Annotated in this window: 19 protein-coding genes; 1 reads left to right on the top strand and 18 read right to left on the bottom strand. The window is 54.8% G+C overall.

Annotated features, from left to right (window positions below; translation table 11 throughout):
- Positions 1-6: 6 nt before the first annotated feature.
- From tdcD to AAHA39_RS07375, 4 genes are all read right to left on the bottom strand, one after another.
- Positions 7-1,215 (bottom strand): propionate kinase, encoded by a 1,209-nt coding sequence (tdcD, locus tag AAHA39_RS07390; protein WP_219270969.1) that lies wholly within the window; start codon positions 1,213-1,215, stop codon positions 7-9.
- Between the two features lie 204 nt (positions 1,216-1,419).
- Positions 1,420-2,751 carry a threonine/serine transporter TdcC gene (tdcC, locus tag AAHA39_RS07385; protein ID WP_041208894.1) on the bottom strand — a complete coding sequence of 444 codons (1,332 nt, stop codon included), beginning with the start codon at positions 2,749-2,751 and terminating at the stop codon, positions 1,420-1,422.
- A gap of 11 nt (positions 2,752-2,762) precedes the next feature.
- Positions 2,763-3,767 carry a bifunctional threonine ammonia-lyase/L-serine ammonia-lyase TdcB gene (gene tdcB / locus AAHA39_RS07380; protein ID WP_320656787.1) on the bottom strand — a complete coding sequence of 335 codons (1,005 nt, stop codon included), beginning with the start codon at positions 3,765-3,767 and terminating at the stop codon, positions 2,763-2,765.
- A 358-nt stretch (positions 3,768-4,125) separates the two neighbouring features.
- A complete protein-coding gene (locus AAHA39_RS07375) occupies positions 4,126-4,470 on the bottom strand; it encodes a Grx4 family monothiol glutaredoxin (protein ID WP_005353650.1) in 345 nt (114 codons plus the stop codon).
- A gap of 287 nt (positions 4,471-4,757) precedes the next feature.
- Between AAHA39_RS07375 and sodB the strand changes: the two genes are divergently transcribed.
- Positions 4,758-5,342, top strand: a complete 585-nt coding sequence (gene sodB, locus AAHA39_RS07370; RefSeq protein ID WP_320656786.1) for a superoxide dismutase [Fe] — start codon at positions 4,758-4,760, stop codon at positions 5,340-5,342.
- Positions 5,343-5,465: 123 nt separating this feature from the next.
- Here sodB and AAHA39_RS07365 read toward each other — a convergent pair whose 3' ends face one another.
- The 14 genes from AAHA39_RS07365 to AAHA39_RS07300 form a co-directional block, all read right to left on the bottom strand.
- Entirely contained in the window at positions 5,466-6,281 is an 816-nt protein-coding gene (locus AAHA39_RS07365) for an MlaA family lipoprotein (protein WP_320656785.1), read from the bottom strand.
- Between the two features lie 85 nt (positions 6,282-6,366).
- Complete coding sequence (gene ccmI, locus AAHA39_RS07360) at positions 6,367-7,635, bottom strand: c-type cytochrome biogenesis protein CcmI (RefSeq protein ID WP_320656784.1); 1,269 nt, start codon at positions 7,633-7,635, stop codon at positions 6,367-6,369.
- Positions 7,632-8,111, bottom strand: coding sequence for a cytochrome c-type biogenesis protein (locus tag AAHA39_RS07355; RefSeq protein ID WP_320656783.1), 480 nt, complete (start codon positions 8,109-8,111; stop codon positions 7,632-7,634). The genes ccmI and AAHA39_RS07355 overlap by 4 nt, the downstream gene beginning before the upstream one ends.
- An 11-nt stretch (positions 8,112-8,122) precedes the next feature.
- The gene (locus tag AAHA39_RS07350; protein ID WP_042031549.1) at positions 8,123-8,653 is read right to left on the bottom strand and encodes a DsbE family thiol:disulfide interchange protein; all 531 of its coding nucleotides are present in this window, start codon (positions 8,651-8,653) and stop codon (positions 8,123-8,125) included.
- Positions 8,650-10,605 carry a heme lyase CcmF/NrfE family subunit gene (locus AAHA39_RS07345; RefSeq protein WP_320656782.1) on the bottom strand — a complete coding sequence of 652 codons (1,956 nt, stop codon included), beginning with the start codon at positions 10,603-10,605 and terminating at the stop codon, positions 8,650-8,652. The genes AAHA39_RS07350 and AAHA39_RS07345 overlap by 4 nt, the downstream gene beginning before the upstream one ends.
- Entirely contained in the window at positions 10,602-11,093 is a 492-nt protein-coding gene (gene ccmE / locus AAHA39_RS07340) for a cytochrome c maturation protein CcmE (RefSeq protein WP_033114435.1), read from the bottom strand. Before ccmE ends, AAHA39_RS07345 begins: the two co-directional genes overlap by 4 nt.
- Positions 11,090-11,296, bottom strand: a complete 207-nt coding sequence (ccmD, locus tag AAHA39_RS07335) for a heme exporter protein CcmD (protein WP_104014203.1) — start codon at positions 11,294-11,296, stop codon at positions 11,090-11,092. Before ccmD ends, ccmE begins: the two co-directional genes overlap by 4 nt.
- A 2-nt stretch (positions 11,297-11,298) precedes the next feature.
- A complete protein-coding gene (locus AAHA39_RS07330) occupies positions 11,299-12,039 on the bottom strand; it encodes a heme ABC transporter permease (RefSeq protein WP_041208901.1) in 741 nt (246 codons plus the stop codon).
- Between the two features lie 168 nt (positions 12,040-12,207).
- Complete coding sequence (gene ccmB, locus AAHA39_RS07325; protein ID WP_042031553.1) at positions 12,208-12,876, bottom strand: heme exporter protein CcmB; 669 nt, start codon at positions 12,874-12,876, stop codon at positions 12,208-12,210.
- Between the two features lie 4 nt (positions 12,877-12,880).
- A complete protein-coding gene (ccmA, locus tag AAHA39_RS07320) occupies positions 12,881-13,516 on the bottom strand; it encodes a cytochrome c biogenesis heme-transporting ATPase CcmA (protein WP_320656781.1) in 636 nt (211 codons plus the stop codon).
- A 192-nt stretch (positions 13,517-13,708) separates the two neighbouring features.
- Positions 13,709-14,095: a DUF2802 domain-containing protein gene (locus AAHA39_RS07315; protein WP_104014990.1), complete on the bottom strand. Its 387-nt coding sequence runs from the start codon at positions 14,093-14,095 to the stop codon at positions 13,709-13,711.
- 18 nt (positions 14,096-14,113) lie between these two features.
- A complete protein-coding gene (locus tag AAHA39_RS07310) occupies positions 14,114-14,602 on the bottom strand; it encodes a chemotaxis protein CheW (RefSeq protein WP_033114441.1) in 489 nt (162 codons plus the stop codon).
- A 69-nt stretch (positions 14,603-14,671) separates the two neighbouring features.
- Entirely contained in the window at positions 14,672-15,544 is an 873-nt protein-coding gene (locus tag AAHA39_RS07305; protein WP_320656780.1) for a chemotaxis protein CheW, read from the bottom strand.
- Positions 15,541-16,335, bottom strand: coding sequence for a ParA family protein (locus AAHA39_RS07300; protein WP_033114443.1), 795 nt, complete (start codon positions 16,333-16,335; stop codon positions 15,541-15,543). Before AAHA39_RS07300 ends, AAHA39_RS07305 begins: the two co-directional genes overlap by 4 nt.
- Between the last annotated feature and the right edge of the window lie 2 nt (positions 16,336-16,337).

The raw sequence follows: 16,337 nt of genomic DNA, 5'->3' as shown, positions 1-16,337 counted from the left end.
AAGATGTCAGACGCACTCGGCCTGACGAACCTGCTGCCCCAGACGAATGGCATCCAGCGCGATCATTTTCTCTTCATTGGTGGGAATAACCGCCGCCAGCACCATGGACTCTGCCGCCGAAATAACCCGGCAACCCTCGCTATTGGGACGCTGGTTAAACGGCTCGCTGATCGCTACGCCAAATACCTGAAGCCGTTCGCATACCAGCTTTCTGATAAAGGCCGAGTTCTCGCCGATCCCGCCGGTGAAAATAACGGCATCCAGCCGGCGCAATGAGGTGGCATGGCCGCCTATATGGCGGGCAATACGATGGACAAAAGCGTGAATGGCCAATTTCGCCCCGGGATGTCCTTCGTGATAGGCAGCTTCCAATACCCGCATATCCGAAGAGAGCCCCGAAATACCCAGCAGACCGGACTGCTTGTTCAATACCCGCTCGATATCCTCGATGGATTGCCCCGTCTTGCTGGCGATATAGGCCAGCGCGCCAAAATCGATATCACCGCTGCGGCTGCCCATGATCAGCCCCTCCAGCGGCGTCATCCCCATCGAGGTATCGACGCTCTTGCCATCCTGTACCGCACAAATAGAGGCGCCATTGCCCAGATGGGCGATGACCAGACCGGCATGCTGCTCATCCAGCCCCATGAATACACAGGCCTGCTCGGCCACATAGCGATGGGAGGTGCCATGGAAGCCATAGCGGCGCACGCCGTAATCCTGCAGGTATTGATAAGGCAGCCCATAGATATAGGCTTCCGGCTTCAAGGTCTGGTGAAAGCCGGTATCAAATACCGCAATTTGGGGCTGGTCAGGAAATAGCTGGCGGGCGGCCATCACGCCGCTCAAATTGGCGTGGTTGTGCAGCGGGGCCAGTGGCGAGACTTGCCTGATTTTGGCCAGTACCCGCTCGTCAATGATGGCCGCTTCGCTGAACTCATTGCCGCCATGGGCAATGCGATGGCCCACCAGGGTGATGGCATCGAGTAAACCGCGCAGTTTCAGCTCTTCTGCAATCGCCGCCAATGCACAGCTATGGTTGTTTTCCGGCAAGGGAGTGGCCGGGTTTTTATCAATTTTCAGCTGGGGATGTTCGGTCTCGATACCATCGGCCATGCCGGAGATCACCACCTCGCAGGTTTTACTATCCAGTACCGAGAATTTGACCGACGAAGAGCCGCAATTGATAACCAGAACCAACGAATCAAACTTCATTACATCGCCTCGATATTTATGATGTCGAGTCACTGCAGTCAGAACATATTTACCACTGCGTGGTGGCCAAATAACGCATAGCCTTGCCCTGGGCCCAAATAATTGGGCCAACCAAGAACCGGTTATTACGCGCTTCTGACTACGCCATGCAGACCCCGCCAAGGGGTCAGGGTCTGAATGGCTAGTGACTTGCAGAAAAGGTTTTCAGAACAGCTTGGAAACAATATTCAGGATGGTCAGCACACCGATGATGGTGACAAACACGTTGCTGGCCTGGCCTTTATATTTGGCCAGTGCAGGTGTCTTGTTGACGGCATACATCGGCAGCAGACAGAGCAGGGAAGCGATGATCGGCGCCCCCATTGCCTCAATCAGGTCGAGGATGTTGGGGTTCACATAAGCGACCAGCCAGGTCGAGCCCATGATGAACAACATACTGACCATGTTGAGTTTTTTACTGGAAACCTTGCTCTTGTCGCCTTGGTAGCCAAAGCGGAGGATCAGGCCGTTCAACCCTTCCAGCGTCCCCAGATAGTGGCCGAAGAAGGATTTGAAGATGGCAACCAGCGCAATGATGGAAGCGGCATACTCCAGGGTGGTGGCAAATGCAGACTTGCTGCCAGCCAGCGAGGAGAAGTGGTTGGCCAGATAGGAGAGCACCGGAATATTCTGGGCCTTGGCTTCCGCCATATTTTGCGGCGACAGGGTAAAGAGGCAGCTGAAGGCAAAGAACATCACCACGGCCACCATCAGCATGCTGGCACCGGAGATAATCTTCGAGCAGCGCTTCTCGGTAAAATCACGACCGAACTCCTGCTCATACTCTTCCCGTTTGGAGACGATGAAAGAGGAGACAATCGGTGAGAAGTTGAAGGAGAAGACCATGATGGAGATACCCAGCCAGACGGTGACCAGAATACCGTCGTGACCGAACATCGATATCTCGCTCAGATTGACCTGATCAAAGACGGCACTGTTCCAGTAAGGAACGAGGGAGAGAGAGATGACCACCAGGCTGGCGATGAAAGGAAATACCAGATAGCTCATCACGCGAACCATCAGATCCTTGCCGAAATAGATCACGAAGGCCATCAACAGCAGCAGCCCAAGGGCGACAACACCCCGATTGAGCGGCGCCATTTGCAGTTGATGCTCCCAGAATGCCATGAAGGTATTGGTGATCGTCACACCATATATCCACAGCAGTGGGCAGATGGCAAAGAAATAGAGGAAGGTAATCACTACCCCACCCATTTTGCCAAAATGCTCTTCAACCGTCTCGGTAATATTTGCCGATGGATTGCTGCCAGAAAGACATAATCTGGCCAACGCTCTGTGGCAATAAAATGCAATAGGGTAAGCCAGCACCAGCATGATTAATATTGGTATCAGGCCACCATATCCGGCTCGAATGGGGAAAAATAGAACACCTGCACCGATCGCTGTACCAAATAGACCGAGTCCCCAGGTTGTATCCGACTTACGCCATGCTTTGACACTCTCTTTACTGCTGCTAACGACACTATCCAATATCATGACTGTATTCCTTACAGGCTAAATTGACGGATATTGTTCTGTTCGATAATTTCGGCGATCCGGGTCAGGTCAATATTGCCACCCGAAATAATGCTGACGGTCTTTTTGCCTTCGACATAATGTTTCAGTTTGCCGCTCAGTAGCGCTGCCGAGGCCAGAGCTCCCGCCCCCTCGGTAATCACCTTGTTGCGCTGAATCAGGTCCACCATGCTGTGGCGAATATCATCTTCAGTGACCAAAACGATGTCATCGACCAGCTCTTTGACAATTTCATAGGTCAGGGTGCCGGGTCTTGCCACGTCACAGCCATCAGCCAGCGTGCTGCTGGTTCTGTGATTGGTAATGGTACCTGCGTAGTATGAAGCCGCCATGCCGTGGACATTCTCCGACTGCACGCCAATCACCCGGATAGTCGGGTTGATGGATTTGATGGCCATGGCGACGCCGGCAATCAGACCACCACCGCCAATCGGCACTATGATGTTGTCCACATCATAGAGATCCTCGATGATTTCCAGACCAATGGTGCCCTGACCGGCAATCACTTTTGCATCGTCAAAGGGGGGGATAAATACGCGGCCTTCCATTTCCACGATTTCACTGACTTTGGCAATGGTGTCATTGAAACTATTGCCATGCAGAATAACTTCCGCCGAATAATCGCGGGTTGCAGCAATTTTTGATTTTGGTGCACAGCAAGGCATGACCACCTTGGCATCAATTCCCAGCATGGCACTGGACAAAGATACCCCCTGCGCGTGATTACCGGCAGAGCAGGCGACAACACCTTTTTGACGATCCTCCAGACTTAATGAACTGAGTTTGTTGAAGGCACCGCGAATTTTAAAAGAGCCTGTACGTTGCATGTTTTCAAGCTTGAGGTAAACCTCGCCATGGCAACGTTCGCTGATGTAGTTAGAGGGTAATTGCGCGGTCTTGTATATATGGTTGGTCAGTCTTTTTTTGGCTTCGGTAATATCATGAAGACCAATGGGCAGATTGCTATACATCTTCATCGCAAATCTCTTTTTATTTATTAATTTGTAGGGTTTTATTTCACTGGGCGAAGCGATACTAGGTTCTATCACTTGCAATTAATGTGAGCATAAACACAAAAAAATCTACAAAGAGACTGCGTTACGGTGAAATTATCAAAAAATGTGATGGCAGCAACACTTGAATCCAAATGGATTAAAAAAAGTAATTAGAGATTGGTGAACAATATAATTAACAACTCCAACACAAAGCCGCAAAGATTAGATTTTTCAGGGCAAGTGCGTTGCTTTTTGCAACCGGCAATCAGTTGCTTGCCTGCCAGAACCGGGACAATAAAAAAGGAGCCTGTGTGGCTCCCTCTCGACAACACCGGACCGATTACTCGGCTGCCGCATCATCTTTCTTGTACTTGGCAGCAGTCTCTTTGATCAGAGCCTGCAGCTCGCCAGCCTGGAACATCTCGATCATGATGTCGCAGCCACCGATCAGCTCACCCTCAACCCACAGCTGCGGGAAGGTCGGCCAGTTGGCAAATTTCGGCAATTCAGCGCGGATATCCGGGTTTTGCAGGATATCAACATATGCAAACGGCTCACCGCAGGACATCAGCGCCTGGGAGGCCTGGGCAGAGAAGCCACAGCTGGGTAGCTTGGGAGAGCCCTTCATGTAGATGATGATGGGGTTGTCAGCCAGCTGCTGCTTGATCTTTTCGATAGTTTCCATAGATGCCTCACTAGAGCAATGATGGCGGCCATTCTACTGCAATCTGGCCCGATCACAACCGGACAAAGGGCAAGAACGGCACGAATCGCTGCCAGAATAGACAGATGATTGATCCTGATCATGGCGCCAATCAAGGGTTGTTAGCCCATCTTTGATACTGCTACAATCCCTTGGCTTTGGACTTTCCTGTCCCACCATTTTAAAAACAACTCTTTTCACATTGGAAAAGAGTACGCAATGTCTTGCAACCGTCGCGCTCGCACGGTCCAGCCAATGGAGAGTAGAAAATGGCATTCGAACTTCCCGCTCTGCCCTATGCAATCAATGCTCTGGAACCGCACATCTCCCAAGAGACCCTGGAATACCATCACGGCAAGCACCACAACACCTACGTGGTCAATCTGAACAATCTGGTGCCGGGTACCGAGTTTGAAGGCAAGTCTCTGGAAGAGATCATCAAGACCTCCACTGGTGGCGTCTTCAACAACGCAGCCCAGATCTGGAACCACACTTTCTACTGGCACTGCCTCTCCCCGAACGGCGGTGGCGAACCGACTGGCGCACTGGCTGATGCCATCAACAAAGCATTCGGCTCCTTCGCCGAGTTCAAGGATGCCTTCACCAAGTCTGCCATCGGCAACTTCGGTTCAAGCTGGACCTGGCTGGTGAAGAAGGCTGACGGCTCTCTGGCCATCGTCAACACTTCCAACGCTGGCTGCCCGCTGACTGAGGCCGGTACTACCCCGCTGCTGACTGTTGACCTGTGGGAGCACGCCTACTACATCGACTTCCGCAACCTGCGTCCGAAGTACATAGAAACCTTCTGGGCTCTGGTTAACTGGGAATTCGTGACCAAGAACCTGGCAGCCTGATAGCGGCTCCTCTTCTTGCCAAAACGCCTCGCACCTGCGAGGCGTTTTTTATATCTGTGCTGTAGCACCGCAGAGATGGAAAAGGCGCCATAAGGCGCCTTTTTTGGTCATCAGACAACCAGTCTACTGGTCATCTATCTCGTCCATATACTGGTCGAGATTGGCATCATCAGACTGCTCCTGCTTCGTCTCCTTGAGCTCGGCTTTCTTGCCCGTCACCTTGCTCTGGTTGTACTGCAGGTAGAAATCTTTGGTCAATGCATAAGGATCGAGCGAGTTGTCGATGATCCGTTCCTGATCGATCAGCTTGGAGCGAGAGCCCAGGCCATCGAGCGCCCAGTGGGCAACTTTGAGCGGGAACGTCAGCAATGCATAGGGAAAATAGAGAGTATCCACCGTATCACCTACCAGCTTGCGGGTCGTGGTCGGGCCATAGACCGGCACCATCAGGTAGGCACCTTCGCCAATATCCGCCTTGCCCAGTACAGTATCCATCTCCAGCTTGTCGCGCTCAAAACCGGCATGTTTGGCTACGTCAAAGATACCCAGCAGGCCGACCGTGGTGTTGAGGGTAAAACGACCCAGGTTGACCCCTGCCCCCTTCAAATCACCGGTGATAAGGTGGTTGACCATGCTGCTCGGTTCGTTGAAGTTCTCCACCAGATTTTCGATGCCATCCTTCATCCCCTGCGGTACGTAACGGGCATAGCTGTGTACCACGGGCCGGGCGACATAGGGCTCCAGCACATCGTAGTTAACTGCCCACATGGCCCGGTTTGGCCCCTGGAAGGGGTCACGAGGATCTGCTGCCGTACTGGTAGCTCCCGGATGATTCATCCCAGGATTGAGATCAAGGCTCTCTGGCCCCGGTTTGGGTGGGCCACCGGCGCAGCCAGCCAGCAACAGGGCTGACAGCAAGGCCCCTGCACGAAGATACATATGGAAGTCCCGACGTTTTATTTTGATTTATCAGAAGTATAGATAACCCGGCCACCCTCCGGTGGCCGGGTTATCAAAGGACATATTAGAGGGCGTGATCGATACGGATGTCAATCGGAGCGCTTGGAATATCTGCACTCTTGATCAGTGCAGATACCCCTTCAAAGGCACCCTCCTTGTTCATGACGTTGCCGCCACGGGAGAGACGAGCCTTGAATTGCAGCTCAGGATAGGAAGCCAGCTTGCTCCCCTCCATCATGGCATCGCCATCACCCAGCGAGAGCGTCACGGGCAGGGTGGGCCCTGCAATACGCTTGACGGCAATCGGCATGGGCGGCCCGTTGGGCACCACGGCAAACACGAAGAGATAGGCATCTTCCGGCATCTGAATTCCAGCCGCCAGCGAGATATGGATCGGGAACTCGCCCTGCTTCACCTCAAGCTGAGTTTGCTGGTTATCCCGAGCATCCACTGCGCCAGAAGGCGTCACCGCCATACCACGTTGCTTGAGCTGTGCCCTGGCATAATCCATGGAGCGCTCAACCATCACATAGCGGGGAGAGCCCTTCTCCATCAGCGGCAGCATCGCCTGCCAGCGAGCAAGGGCGGTCTGGAAGTCCTCTTTTTGCAGCGCCATGAACGCGTAGACAGAGCGCGCCTCGATGTTGCCCGGCTCCTGAGCGATGGCAGCCTGCAACAAGGCATCGGCTTGCGCCTCATCCCCCGTCATCATCAGTGCCTGGGCATAGGGAACTGCCACCAGCGATTTTTGCGGGGCCAGCTTGTAAGCTCGCTCCAGCGCATCGCTGGCCATCTCGGGATCGTTGCCATCCAGCGCCAGGCGCCCCAGCAGCAGCCAGCCACGGTAGTCGTTCGGTTCATCCTTGAGGCGGGTGCGCAACCCCAATGTGAAGTCGAGCAGATCCTGTTCGGTCACCTTGGCATCGCGCTCCACCAGAATGCGATTGCTCAGCTCGCCAAGACGGCTGTTGGCATCCTGCCAGCGGCTCACCTCCTGCCAGCTGCCCAGCTTGAAGTAGAGGCCCAGACTCACCACCACCAGCACCACCACACCCGGGATCCAGATCAGACTCTTGCCGCTGCGGGCGGTCTGCTCCACATCGGGAATGTCATCGAGCAGGCTGCGCTGCAACTCGATGAGCGAATCGGGCTCCTCGGCAAGCACCCCCTGTTCGCGCTCCTCGCCGATCTCCAGCAGACGCTGGCGATAGAGCTGCTTGTTGAGGGCCGAACGGCTGATGCTCTGCTTGCCTTCACCACGCCACAACGGTACGACCAGTGCCAGACTCACCAACACCAGCAGGGCCGCAATCACAATCCAAAAAGCGGTCATTGTTTCTCTTCCTCTTTGAGCAGCTCGGCGAGCCGGCGCTGCTCCTCTTCGCTCAGGGCACTATCCACGGGCTTGGCTACAGCCACAGGTCGCCGGCTGCGCATCACCACCACCCCCAGGCCGATGACGATAACCAGCAGCGGGCCAAGCCAGAGGATCAGGGTTGATGCCATCAACGGCGGGTTATAGAGGATAAAGTTGCCGTAGCGGGCCACCATGTAATCCACTATCTCATCCTTGTCCTTGCCCTGACGCACCATCTGGTAGGTCTTGTCGCGCAGATCCTTGGCCAGCCCCGCATTGGAGTCGGCAATGTCCTGGTTCTGACACTTGGGGCAACGTAGCTCCCTGGTCAGCTCGCGAAAGACCTGCTCCTGGTTGTCATTGTCGAAGGTATAGACATCGATGGCGGCCATGGCCGGGGCTTGTACCACCCATCCCAGCAACAGCAACAGGGAAGCAATTAACACTCTCATCAGCACGCCCCTCACTTCATGGCATCAAATATGGGTTTGAGGGTCGATGCCCAGTTTTCGGGGTTGATATCCCCGACGTGGCGATAACGGATGATCCCCTTGCTGTCGATGAAGAAGGTCTCCGGTGCGCCGTATACCCCCAGATCCAGCCCCAGCATGCCGTCCGGATCATAGAGATTGATCTGGTAGGGATTGCCCAGCTCCGCCAGCCACTTGATCGCCTTGTTGCGCTCATCCTTGTAGTTCATGCCGACGATGTAGATCCCCTGCCCCGCCAGCTCCTTGAGATAGGTGTGCTCGCCATAGCAGGTCGGGCACCAGGTCGCCCAGACGTTGAGCAGCATGGGACGACCGGTCAGGATGCTGCGATCGTGCTGTTTGTTCAGATCGTAAATGTCCTGCAGGGTGAACACCGGCACCTCTTTCCCCACCATCACGGATTCGAGTTTGGTGGGGTCAGAGTAAAGTCCCTTGAACAGAAAGACGGCGCCCAGCAGAAAGACGATAAAGGGAATTAAAAACAGCCAGGTCTTGCGATTCATGCCTTGCTCTCCTCCTCACGACGGCCAAAACGGTAGCGCTTGTCCAGCATTGCCAGCACGCCACCGATAGCCATGAACACGCCGCCAAACCAGATCCAGCGCACGAAAGGCTTGTAGTAAATCCGCACCGCCCAGGCATCGTTGTCGAGCTGTTCGCCAAGGGCTGCGTAAAGGTCACGGGTAATGCCGGCATCGATGGCCGCCTCGGTCATCGGCATCCGGGTCACCTTGTACATCCGCTTCTCCGGCTTGAGCAGAGCAACCTGTTTGCCATCCTTGTGCACTTCCAGCACGCCTTTGAAACCGTCGTAGTTGGGGCCGTTCTTCTCCTTGATGCCGGTGAAGACAAACTCGTAATCGGCAAAATGGATTCGATCCCCCGCCTGCATCCGCAAATCTTTCTCGATGCTGTAGTTCTGGGTACAGGCGATGCCGATGATGCTGACTGCAAGCCCAACGTGGCCCAGGATCATGGCCCAGTGGCTGTTGCCAAGCTTGCGAACCCCGATGGCAAAGCTGTGCTTGTGGGTAGCCCGCGCCCAGGTCTCCTGCGCACTGGTGACGATGATCCAGGCGCCAAGACCGATCCCCAATGCCGCCCACGGCTTGAATGTCTCGGCAAGGGTCAGCGGCAGCAGGAAGGCCGCCGCGAGACTCAGGAGCAGCGCAATCACGACCTTGCTCTTGAGCTCGCCCAGCTCCTGGCGGCGCCAACGAAACAGCGGGCCAATCCCCAGCAGCAGGGCGAACGGAATGATCAGCCAGCTGTAGATGTGGTTGAAGAAGGGGGTACCGATGGAGATGCTGCCCAGACCCAGCTCCTTGTGAACCAGCGGCAGCAGGGTGCCGAGCAGCACGGTCAACAGACCCGCTACCAGCATGATGTTGTTGCAAAGCAGCAGGGTTTCACGGCTCCACAGCTCATGCTTGCCGTGGCTCTTCACTTGCGAGCCCTTGAAGGCAAACAGCAGCAAGGATGAGCCGATTACCGCCAGCAGGAAGCCCAGAATGAACAAACCACGGGTCGGGTCGGAGGCAAACGCATGCACCGAGACCAGCACACCGGAGCGCACCAGGAAGGTGCCGAGCAGGCTCAGGGAGAAAGCGGATAGCGCCAGCAGCACAGTCCAGGCCTTGAAGGTGGCGCGCTTTTCACTCACCGCCAGCGAGTGCAGAAGAGCGGTACCCGCCAGCCAGGGCATAAAGGAGGCATTTTCTACCGGATCCCAGAACCACCAGCCGCCCCAGCCGAGTTCGTAATAGGCCCACCAGGAGCCCAGCACAATCCCCAGCGTCAGGAATACCCAGGCGGCCATGGTCCATGGACGGGACCAGCGTGCCCAGGTCGCATCGAGGCGGCCGGTCATCAGGGATGCGATGGCAAAGGCAAAGGCGACCGAAAAGCCCACATACCCCATGTAGAGCATCGGCGGGTGGAAGATGAGACCCGGATCCTGCAACAACGGGTTGAGGTCGCGGCCATCTACCGGGAAGTAGGGTAAGGTACGAATGAATGGGTCGGAGGTAAACAACACGAAAGCGGTAAAACCGACCGAGATGAGGCCCAGTACGCCGAGTACCCGCGCTACTGCGTCGAGCGGCAGACGGCGGCTGAACATGGCGACGGCCGCAGTCCAGCCCCCTAGCGTCAGCACCCACAGCAGCAGAGAGCCCTCATGGGCCCCCCATACTGCTGAGATACGATAAGCGAGTGGCAGCAGGCTGTTGGAGTTGGTGGCCACATACTGCACGGTGAAGTCGTTGTCGATAAATGCCCAGGTCAGGCAGAGGAACGACAGCAACAACAACAGGAACTGAGCATAAGCAAGCGGACGGGCCGCCGACATCATGCCAAGGCGCCCCCAGCTGGCGCCAAGCAGCGGATAACTGCCCAGCAATATGGCGGTGGCAAAGGCCAGGATCAGTGCAAACTGTCCTAATTCCGGGATCATTGCTTGCTCCCCTTCAACTGCGCCTCGGTATATTGCGGCTTGAAGTGCATGCCGTTGGTGGCATCGGCCACTTCAGGCGGCATATATTTTTCATCGTGCTTGGCCAGCACCTCGAAGGCCTCGACTGTAGTGGCATCCTTCAGGGTACCTTGTGCCACGATGCCCTGCCCTTCGCGGAACAGATCCGGCAGGATGCCGTCATACTCCACCGTCACCAGATGACCGCCGTTATCCACCAGCTTGAAGGCTACCTTGAGGCTTTGTGGATCCCGTTGAACCGAGCCGGGCACAACCAGCCCACCGATGCGCAGACGCTGCCCCTCTTCCGGCTTGATCTTGTCCGGCCCTTTCCCTTCCACCAACTCGCTCGGCGTGTAGAAGAGATCGATGTTCTGACTCAGGGCATAGAGCACCAGCCCACAGACGGTTGCAAGCCCCAGCGTGATGGCCAGGATAATGGTGAGGCGTTTTTTACGTCTCGGATTCATAGGGTGTTCTCCATCTGCTGGGCCGCCTTGCGACGAGCCTCGCGAGCCTGCTTGCTGTGCAATTCGCCCAGCAGGCTGCGGGTTTTCATACGGGTGGAAATGACGATACCGATGAGGCAAACCAGCGTCAGGCCAAAGGAGAGCCAGACATAGAAGGCGTATCCGCCCATCGCCAGGAAGTCACTGAAAGAGGCAAAGTGCATGCTTACTTCTCCTGCTCGGCTATCTCTTTGACCCAGGGGCGGTGCCACTCCCGCATCAAGAGCTCGTTTCTAAAGCGCATCAGGGTCAATGCCCCGAGGAAAGTGGCAAACGCCAGGATCATGACGAGCAGCGGCCACAACATGTCGGAAGAGATGGAGGGTTTGGCAAACTTGGTGATGGTGGCCCCCTGATGCAGGGTGTTCCACCACTCTACCGAGTAGTGAATGATGGGCAGGTTGATCACCCCGACCAGCGCCAGAATGCCGGCCGCACGACCAGCCAGCACCTTGTCGCTAAATGCGTTGTAGAGGGCGATGACGCCGAGGTAGAGGAACAGCAAAATCAGCTCGGAGGTAAGACGGGCATCCCAGACCCACCAGGTTCCCCACATGGGTTTGCCCCAGGCCGCACCGGTAAAAAGAGCGATAAAGGTAAAGATGGCACCGACTGGAGCAATGGCTGCTACCGTCATGTCCGCCATCCGCAGCTGCCAGACCAGTCCGATAAACGCAGCAATCGCCATGGTGGAGTAAGCCCCCATGGAGAGAATGGCGGCAGGGACGTGGATATAGATGATCCGGAAGGAGTCACCCTGCTGATAATCTGCAGGGGCAAAGGCCAGACCCCAGACAGAACCGATGATGAACGAAAGCAGACTAATCACCGCAAACCAGGGAAGCAGGGTACCAGCCAACTGATAGGCCCGCTCCGGTTTGGCATAAGGGTGCAACCATTTCCACATAGCTCACAAAACCTTTTTGTTATTAATCATTTGGCGAGGCCTACCATACCGACCGCAGGGCTGCATCAAATACCCCGAAAGCAATAAGCGGCGCTCTCCTTGATCCATCGCAACTTAATTTTTCCAACATTGCCTCATACGAGGCTTATTACTCTTGCACCAACACCATCAGTTGAGGCTGACTCGCAAAGCCGCTGACACCGCCAGCGGGGTCAACGTCAATGCCCCCACCAGCATGGCTGCCAGAATGGCAAGCTGCCCCCCGTAAGGCAGCCCCATCCCGGCCGCATCGATTGCCGAGGTCGCAAAAATCAGCACCGGGATATAAAGCGGCAGGATCAACAGACTGAGCAATACCCCCCCTTTACGCAGGCCAACTGTCAGGGCCACGCCGATGGCACCGAGCAGGCTCAATACCGGTGTCCCCAGCGCTAGTGTCGCTACCACCGCCAGATAACTCTGCATATCGAGGGAGAGCAGAATTGCGATAAGCGGCGAGATGAGCAACAGCGGCAAACCGGTCAGCAGCCAGTGAGCAACCACTTTCGCCAGCGCCAGCAGACCCAGAGGGTGAGGCATCAACATCATCTGCTCCAGCGAGCCATCACTGAAGTCATCGCGAAACAGCCGTTCCAGCGACAACATGGCCGCCAGCAAAGCGGCAACCCAGATGATGCCGGGGGCGATACGAGCCAGCAGTTTAGGCTCGGGACCTATGCCCAGCGGGAAGAGCGTGATGACGATCAGGAAAAACCAGAGCGGGTTGAGAATATCGGAACGCTGGCGCAGCGCGATCAGCAGTTCACGTCGAATGAGATGAAGGACGGCGCGCAGCATGGTGTCACTCCTGCATCATGGGGGTCAGTGACAGGGTCTTGAGACGCCCCTGCATCAGGGTAAGATCCTGATGAGTTGTGAGGATCACCATGCCACCCCGATCGGCATGGGCCAGAAAGAGTTGCTCCAGCACCTTGACCCCCTGTTTATCGATAGCGGTGAAGGGCTCATCCAGGATCCAGAGCGAAGGCTGGTTGCAGAGCCACAAGCGGGCGAGTGCTACGCGTCGCTGCTGACCTGCTGAGAGCTGGCCGGTGGGGTTATCCTCAAAACCGGCCAGACCAACTCGAGCCAGGATCTGCCACAAGTCGCTCTCAGTCTGCGCAGAATGATGAAGTCGCTGATAAAAAGTCAGATTTTCAAAGGGTGTCAGGGCTGCTTTTACCCCGGGTTGATGACCCAGATAGAGCAAACTGGCGTGATACTCGTCACGGCAAGCGCGAATATTCTCCCCATTCCAGAGCACTTCACCAGAAAAGGGTTGTGAAAGGCCAGTCAGCAAACGCAACAGACTGGTTTTGCCAACCCCGTTGGGGCCTTCTATTTGCACCAGATCGCCGGGTGAAACCATAAAGGAGAGATGTTCAAACAGAGTGCGATCTTCACGCACGCAGCTCAGATTGTTGACTTGAAGCAGCATGAGGATGTTATCAAATAGAATTAAGCGGCCTGCATCTTAACACAGTATTGGGATACGTCGTTTCATAGATGCAACAATTGGCGCAAGTCGCGATGGGGATCGCGAAAAGAGGTAAAGGGGATGTCGATATGGCTCTGATCTGTTCCCGTCACTACATATAAAATAAAGGAAGGCATGAGCCTTCCTTCACTATCAAGAACGACCTTTTCGCAAGGATATCAAGAGTTCGGCTTCTGCCTTTGGCAACTCGCACTCGCTCATGACTTCATCCAGGTCGGCCCCCAATTCAACCATCTTGGCAGCACGGCTGTAGAGCCTGCGCTCTGGATCCTGCATGGTCAGCTCTTGCTGGCGATCGTTGATCTGTTGCATCGCGCCTTCCACAGCTTGCAGGCGTTGCCCCATGCCAATGGCACCGGTATGCAGCTCCATCATCTGTTTGCGCAAGCTTTCAAGTTGCCCCTGCAAGGTAGCAACGCTTGCCTCGGACTCCTGCTTGCTGCGCTTGCTTCTTGACCAGACATAAAAAGCAAACGCCAGTGCAATCAGGGACACCACCAAGGCAACTATCTCAATGATCAAAACATCACCTTATTGTTAGAGAGAACCAATTTCGTCCCACTCTTCATCAGAGAGCAACTTGTTCAGGTCAACCAGGATCAACAGTTGACCATCGCGGTTGCTAACACCCTGGATGAACTTGGCGCTCTCTTCGGTACCCACTGCGGGTGCGGCATCGATCTCGGAGGAGCGCAGATAAACAACCTCGGCAACGCTATCAACCATGATGCCAATCACTTGCTTCTCTGCTTCGATGATGACGATGCGGGAGTTTTCACTCACATCGCCGGAAGGCAGGCCGAAACGGGAACGGGTATCAATGACAGTCACCACATTACCACGCAAGTTGATGATCCCGAGTACATATTCGGGAGCACCCGGCACAGGCGCGATTTCGGTGTAGCGCAATACCTCCTGCACCTGCATCACGTTGATGCCATAGGTCTCATTTTCCAGTTGGAAGGTTACCCATTGCAGCACTTCATCTTCAGCCAGATTCTGTGCAATATTGCGCTTTTCTGTCATGTTTTTATTCCTTTTATGAAAACGTCTACTGCTAAAACTAGCAATAAAACAGCTCGATTGCAGAAGTTATCAGCGACCTTCTATGTTGACCCCACGCTCCAATAAAAGGAGCAATTCCCGAACATGCAACAGGGCACACATTTTTTCTTTAACCATGCCAGCGAGCCAGGGGCGCTTGCCCTCTTGATGGCGCCACTTGACCTGATCGCGGTGCAACAATTCAGTTCCTTTGAGGTGATGACACGCCAGCCCCCAAGGTGACTCTCCAAGCATAATCAGATATTTGTAAGGATCCATCTCCAAATGCTGCCCAGGCATCACCCACTGGGCTGTATCCACTACATTCATCTTTTGCTCGCGAGAGGTCATGATCCCCTTATACCAGCCTGGCTGACCAAAAAGAGAGGTCACCTCTCCCAACTGATGAATCCCGCCAAGATCGGTCAAGGGCACCGCAAACGTCACACCAGACACTTCAAAGAAGAGAGCCTGGAACTCCTTGCCTGTCTCGATATTTTCCCAACTGACGGGAGACTCTGCCACTTCCGATGCAACTTCTACCGCCGTCTCGGTTACGACCGTCGTGATCGGTTCTGCAATCTCAGGGCTCAATACCTCAGCAGGCCACTCAGGCTCTACTGGCGACAGAGACTCTTCAGCCACAATCTGCAGTGGCTCTGACACTGTTAGCTCATTGGTAAACGCATCATTCTCAAATTGCACCTGCCCCACTTGAGCCAGCAATTCACTCAGTTGGGTAAGACGCGGGTCACTCTCCATATAGGGAGGAGCAACTACCTCCGGCACACTTTGAGGTTGTCGCTGCAACTGCACTACTGGCGCAGCAGGAGCTTCTTCGATTTCATCAAGCCCTGACGGGTCATCAAGGAGCAACGAATGGAAATAATCATCCATTGCCCGAACTTGAATGGTATCTCTCATGCCGTCACCTCATGAGTTCGCTGCCGCTCAAGCGCGTCAAGATATTTGAGCAGAGTTTCGTAGGCATAGGTTCCACGACTCCCGGGTGAATAAATGGAGGGGGGAATATGCAGCAAACTGGCATCTCGGAATTTGGTATCGATAGGGATCACCGCGTTCCATACCGCATCACCGTACTGTTCCTTGATTGATTTCAACGTCATCAACGATGCTCGGGTACGCTTGTCAAACATGGTCGGAATAACGGTAAAACGAAATTTATCCCGTTTTGAGCGCTGCATGATTTCAAACGTCTTCATCATCCGCTCCAACCCTTTCAGCGCCAGAAATTCGGTCTGAACAGGCACCAGAATGCGGTCACATGCAGCAAGCGCATTGACCATCATCACTCCCAATACTGGTGGACAGTCAATGAGCACGTAGTCGTACTGATCCTGAATACGCAGCAACGCGCGTTTAAGTACCAGCCCCATCCCTTCCCGGTTCCCCATGACCCGATCGAGCGTAGCCAGCGTGATAGATGCAGGCAGCAGATTGATATTGTCGAACTTGGTTTTGAGCGTCAGTTTATTGACAAGCTCGGTGGTCGGCTTGACTGCTTGAAAAAGCTCATAGAGCGTGCCATCAAGACGATCCGAATCGTAATCGAGATAAGCGGTCAACGAGGCATGCGGATCCGTATCAATCAGCAGCACTCGTTGGCCACGCTGAGCCAAGATCCCGGCGAGAGAGACCACTGTGGTGGTTTTCCCGACACCGCCTTTCTGGTTGGCAACCGTCCAAACAATCACTG

This window comes from Aeromonas sp. SE22 (assembly GCF_038739755.1).
In the GTDB taxonomy this organism is placed as follows: domain Bacteria; phylum Pseudomonadota; class Gammaproteobacteria; order Enterobacterales; family Aeromonadaceae; genus Aeromonas; species Aeromonas jandaei.
Note: the sequence above shows the minus strand (reverse complement) of the source record. Positions and strands in the feature narration are given on the sequence as shown.

What these genes read in the sequence shown, in the direction of transcription:
- tdcD (WP_219270969.1), bottom strand. Translation starts at nt 1,215, where the DNA reads ATGAAGTTTGATTCGTTGGTTCTGGTTATCAATTGCGGCTCTTCGTCG.
- tdcC (WP_041208894.1), bottom strand. Translation starts at nt 2,751, where the DNA reads ATGATATTGGATAGTGTCGTTAGCAGCAGTAAAGAGAGTGTCAAAGCA.
- tdcB (WP_320656787.1), bottom strand. Translation starts at nt 3,767, where the DNA reads ATGAAGATGTATAGCAATCTGCCCATTGGTCTTCATGATATTACCGAA.
- AAHA39_RS07375 (WP_005353650.1), bottom strand. Translation starts at nt 4,470, where the DNA reads ATGGAAACTATCGAAAAGATCAAGCAGCAGCTGGCTGACAACCCCATC.
- sodB (WP_320656786.1), top strand. Translation starts at nt 4,758, where the DNA reads ATGGCATTCGAACTTCCCGCTCTGCCCTATGCAATCAATGCTCTGGAA.
- AAHA39_RS07365 (WP_320656785.1), bottom strand. Translation starts at nt 6,281, where the DNA reads ATGTATCTTCGTGCAGGGGCCTTGCTGTCAGCCCTGTTGCTGGCTGGC.
- ccmI (WP_320656784.1), bottom strand. Translation starts at nt 7,635, where the DNA reads ATGACCGCTTTTTGGATTGTGATTGCGGCCCTGCTGGTGTTGGTGAGT.
- AAHA39_RS07355 (WP_320656783.1), bottom strand. Translation starts at nt 8,111, where the DNA reads ATGAGAGTGTTAATTGCTTCCCTGTTGCTGTTGCTGGGATGGGTGGTA.
- AAHA39_RS07350 (WP_042031549.1), bottom strand. Translation starts at nt 8,653, where the DNA reads ATGAATCGCAAGACCTGGCTGTTTTTAATTCCCTTTATCGTCTTTCTG.
- AAHA39_RS07345 (WP_320656782.1), bottom strand. Translation starts at nt 10,605, where the DNA reads ATGATCCCGGAATTAGGACAGTTTGCACTGATCCTGGCCTTTGCCACC.
- ccmE (WP_033114435.1), bottom strand. Translation starts at nt 11,093, where the DNA reads ATGAATCCGAGACGTAAAAAACGCCTCACCATTATCCTGGCCATCACG.
- ccmD (WP_104014203.1), bottom strand. Translation starts at nt 11,296, where the DNA reads ATGCACTTTGCCTCTTTCAGTGACTTCCTGGCGATGGGCGGATACGCC.
- AAHA39_RS07330 (WP_041208901.1), bottom strand. Translation starts at nt 12,039, where the DNA reads ATGTGGAAATGGTTGCACCCTTATGCCAAACCGGAGCGGGCCTATCAG.
- ccmB (WP_042031553.1), bottom strand. Translation starts at nt 12,876, where the DNA reads ATGCTGCGCGCCGTCCTTCATCTCATTCGACGTGAACTGCTGATCGCG.
- ccmA (WP_320656781.1), bottom strand. Translation starts at nt 13,516, where the DNA reads ATGCTGCTTCAAGTCAACAATCTGAGCTGCGTGCGTGAAGATCGCACT.
- AAHA39_RS07310 (WP_033114441.1), bottom strand. Translation starts at nt 14,602, where the DNA reads ATGACAGAAAAGCGCAATATTGCACAGAATCTGGCTGAAGATGAAGTG.
- AAHA39_RS07305 (WP_320656780.1), bottom strand. Translation starts at nt 15,544, where the DNA reads ATGAGAGATACCATTCAAGTTCGGGCAATGGATGATTATTTCCATTCG.